Origin of the sequence: Streptomyces sp. SID14436 (assembly GCF_010548465.1) — a bacterium.
In the GTDB taxonomy this organism is placed as follows: Bacteria; Actinomycetota; Actinomycetes; order Streptomycetales; family Streptomycetaceae; genus Streptomyces.
The window spans coordinates 1-3,819 of the sequence record NZ_JAAGMD010000275.1 but is presented as its reverse complement, the minus strand read 5'-3'; the positions used below and the strand labels follow the sequence as shown (position 1 = coordinate 3,819).

Here is a 3,819-nt window from a genome sequence, read left to right as displayed (position 1 = left end):
CCTCGGGCCGGGGGCGGGCGCCGCGCCGCGGGGGGCTCAGCCGCTCCGCGGGTGCGGCTTCCGGCGCCCGAGGGCGGCCAGGGCACGCAGGACCGGGGAACGCCCCGCCGCGGGGACCGTCCACAGCACCTGGCCGCGGACGTCCCACGCTTCGAGCAGCGCGTTGGCGGCGAGGAATCCGGTGGTGGCGGCGCGTTCCATCAGGGCGACGGGCAGGTCGCAGCGGATCGCGTCGCCGGCCAGCACCACCCGGGGGTGGGGGGTGCGCACGGTGGGCCGCCGGTGGTACGAACCGACGGGGAACAGCGGGCAGTCGGCGCGCCATTCGTGCCGGGCGTCGACCACGCGGGCCTCGCGCGTCTCCGGGTACACCTGGTGCAGCCGGTCCAGGAGCGTGCGCTGCGTCTTCTCCCGGTCGGCCGCCGGATCGACGGCGTAGGCGTGCAGTTCGACCACCGATCCGCCCGTCCGGGCGGCCCAGCGGGCGGCCTCGCCCTCGTAGCGTTCCAGGACGCTGATGTTGTCGAGCCCGTCGTAGCCACTGGTGCCGAGGAACCCGGCGCGGCCGGCGCGGACCGGGCGGTCCAGCCAGAGCCGGGAGACCAGGAACGGCGGCGCGGTGCGCAGGGCGGCGACGTCGTCGCGCCAGGCGGCGGTGCCCAGGCCGGGAGAGGCGGCGACGAGGTCGCGCAGGGCGCCGGGGTCGAGGGCGAGCACCGCCGCGTCGTGGCGGTCGCCTCCGGTGTCCGTGTGCAGGTCCACTCCCCCGTCGTCCCGGGGCCGGACGGTGCGCACGGGGGCACCGGTGCGCACGTCGGCGCCCAGGCGGCCGAGGTAGTCGCCGAGCGGGTTCCACAGGGCCTGCGGGAAGGGCTCGGCGGGCACGTCGAAGAGCAGGCCCTCGGCGGAGCCGAGGAAGTAGATGTGGAACATCAGCAGCAGTTCCGCGGCGGACAGTTCGCGCGGGTCGGCGAAGAAGCTGCGGGAGAACACCTCGAACGCGAGGTGGTGGGCGGCCTCGGGGAAGCGGACGGATTCGAGGAAGCGGGTGGCGCTGACGTGGTCGTAGCGGGTGTAGACGTCCGGTACGCGGACGTCGAGGAGGGGCAGGGCCGACCGGGCGTCCAGGGCGGCGAGGTCGCGCCAGCCGAAGGTGGGGCTGAGCGCGACGAAGCCGAGCGCGCTGAAGGGGGGTGTCCGGGGGACGCGGGCGAAGCTGTCGGTCAGGCCGCTGCTGTGCCGGAGGGGGTAGTCGGGCAGCGGGACGAGCCGGGTGAGTCCGGGGTCCGTGCGCCGCAGCAGGCCGCGCAGGTTGTAGTACTGGCGGAAGAAGGCGTGGAAGCCGCGGCTCATGGTGGCCGGTGAGCCGTCGGCCAGGCGGGTGGGGTGGCCGGACAGCCGGCCGCCGAGGGAGTCCTGGGCCTCGTAGAGGGTGACGCGGGCGCCGCGTTCGGCGAGCAGGGTGGCCGCGGCGAGTCCGGCGATGCCGCCGCCGGCGACGGCGACGTGCGGGGCGTCCGTACGGGCGAACCGGGCCCGGCCCGCCGCGGGCAGGAGGACTTCGGCCTTGCGGTCGCGGCCCCGGCGGGGGATCAGGGGCGGAGAAGTGGTCACGGGGTGTCCTCCCGCGCCTCGACGGGCCGGGCGGGCGCCGTGGTGCCTGTGGTGCCGCCGGGGTCGGGGGTGCGGGCGAGGAAGGTGTGCACGATGCCGGTCTGCCAGCCGGCCACGGGGGCGGCACGCACGCCCCTGTAGCCGGCGCGGGCCAGGCGGTCGGCGAAGGCGGGTGCGGTGTCGAAGTCCAGGACGCTGCGCCAGAGATGGCGGTACAGGGCGCGGTCGCCGCCGAGCGTGCCCGCCGGGACGACGATGCCCCGGCAGACGGCGGTCCACAGGGCGCGGTGCACGGGTGAGCCGCTGAGGGTGTACTCGTGGACGGCGAGGCGCCCGCCCGGCCGCAGCAGCTCCCGCACGGACGCCAGCATCCGGTCGGGGTGGGTGACGTTGCGGAAGAGGTAGGCGGCGAAGACCGCGTCGAAGGGGCCTTCCCCGGCGGTCGCCACCTCCTCGGCCGTCAGGTGCAGGAACCGCACGGTGTCGGGCCAGGGCTTGGTGAGGGCGCGCCGCAGCATGCCCGAGGAGGCGTCGACGGCGGTGATGCGTGCCTTCGGCGCGGCGCGCAGCAGGGCCCGGGTGGAGCTGCCGGTGCCGCAGCCGAGGTCGAGGACGTGCAGTCCGGCCCCGCCGTCCGGCAGCCGCAGCCGGCGTGCGGAGCGCAGCAGGTCGGTGCGGTAGCCGGGGTTGACGGCGGTGAGGCGGTCGTAGGTGTGCGACGCGTGGTCGAAGGCACGGGCCAGGTCGTGGTCGTGGAGCAGGGTCATCGGTGGCTGACTCCGGTCGGCGCGGGTGGGGCGGACGGGGCGGGTCGGTGGCGGCGGGGAAGGAAGGGCACTTCGAGGGCGGTGCGGAGCATGGGGCCGACGGGGGTGCGCAGCCCGATGCCCCACTCCTCGCGAAGGGAGGTCGCGCCGTCGAGGAAGCGCAGCAGGCGTTCCGGGGGTGTGCGCCGGAACAGGCCGGTGAAGAAGGCGGGGCCGTCGACGCGTCCGGTGTCCAGGGCGCGCAGCAGGATGGCGTCCATGGCGAGCGCCCGCCGCCCGTGGGGGGCGGGGATGTCGTCGTGTCCGTCGTGCAGGGCGGCGGCGACGGCGGCGCTGTGCCGCCGCACCGCGGCGAAGGTGTAGCCGGTGGCGGGGCGGGTGGCGCCGCCCGCGGTCCCGATGCGGAAGACGGACGCTCCGGCGCGGCGGGGGAAGCGCGCGTCGGTCATCGGGATGACGCCCTGTTCGGCCGCTTCCACGGTGAACGGGCCGAGCCGCAGGACGTGCCGGGCGTACTGGCCGAGGGCCGCCTCGTACGCCTCGGTGGTGAGCGGCGCGCGGGAGAACTCGGTGTACTCCACCAGCGCCCGGTCCGGTGCCAGGGGCAGGACGTAGCCGAAGGCGAGGCCGTGGCGCGGCTGGGGCACCCGGAAGTCCATGAGGTCGGCGACGGCCGGGTCGAACCGCTCCCGCGCGGTGTGCACGAACCAGCCCCGGAAGTGCTGGAGCAGCTGGGTCCGGGCCGGTGGCAGGGCGCTCAGGGGGCGGGAGTCGAAGACGTGGCGGGCGCGCAGCGTCAGGGGGCGGCCGTCGGGGTCCGTGCACCTGACCTCCGCCCCGCCGGGCACGTCGTGCACGGTGTCCGCCGTCGCGCGCAGGACCTGTCCGCCGGGGGACGCGGCCAGCCGCTGGTGCACCAGGCGCTCGAACGCCCCCGAGCGCAGCATGCGGTAGCGCAGCGGGGCCGGGTCGACGGTGACCGGGCGGCCGTCGGCGCCGTGGACGCGCAGCCGCGGCCAGGAGGCGGTGACCGCCGCGTCGAGGTCGCCGGTGTCCCGGTCCCAGTAGCACCAGGTCCGCTCGGGCGGGCGGGCGGGGCCGTCCGGTGGTTCCACCACGGTCACGGACATGGGTCCGGTGGCGGTGATCCGGTGGGCGAGGCTGAGGCCGGCGGCGCCGCCGCCGACGACGATCACGTCGGACGTGTGGGGCGGGTCGGGGTGCTGCGGGGTCACCGGACCGGCCGTCCGGTGCCGGGGCGCGCGGGGGATGCCGCGTCGGTCCGCCCGGCGCGTGCGGTGAGGAGCGCACCGCCGGTGGCTCCGGCGGGCGCGGCGGTTAGGGCGTCGGGGTCCACGGTCACTCCGGGTCGGGGGGCGGGAGGCGTACGGCGGGCGCCGGCGTCCGAGGGGTGGGCGGACGGGCTTCGTCCGGGCTC

The 3,819-nt window shown here is 76.9% G+C and carries 3 protein-coding genes; all 3 read right to left on the bottom strand.

All coding sequences use genetic code 11. The features are described 5' to 3' along the window. Positions 1-36: 36 nt before the first annotated feature. From G3I53_RS10210 to G3I53_RS10200, 3 genes are read right to left on the bottom strand one after another with little or no spacing between them, the layout of a single operon-like run. Positions 37-1,614, bottom strand: coding sequence for an NAD(P)/FAD-dependent oxidoreductase (locus tag G3I53_RS10210; protein ID WP_164438244.1), 1,578 nt, complete (start codon positions 1,612-1,614; stop codon positions 37-39). After that, complete coding sequence (locus G3I53_RS10205) at positions 1,611-2,381, bottom strand: methyltransferase domain-containing protein (protein ID WP_164333105.1); 771 nt, start codon at positions 2,379-2,381, stop codon at positions 1,611-1,613. The genes G3I53_RS10210 and G3I53_RS10205 overlap by 4 nt, the downstream gene beginning before the upstream one ends. Further along, positions 2,378-3,616 (bottom strand): lycopene cyclase family protein, encoded by a 1,239-nt coding sequence (locus G3I53_RS10200; RefSeq protein ID WP_343240590.1) that lies wholly within the window; start codon positions 3,614-3,616, stop codon positions 2,378-2,380. The genes G3I53_RS10205 and G3I53_RS10200 overlap by 4 nt, the downstream gene beginning before the upstream one ends. Positions 3,617-3,819 lie beyond the last annotated feature (203 nt).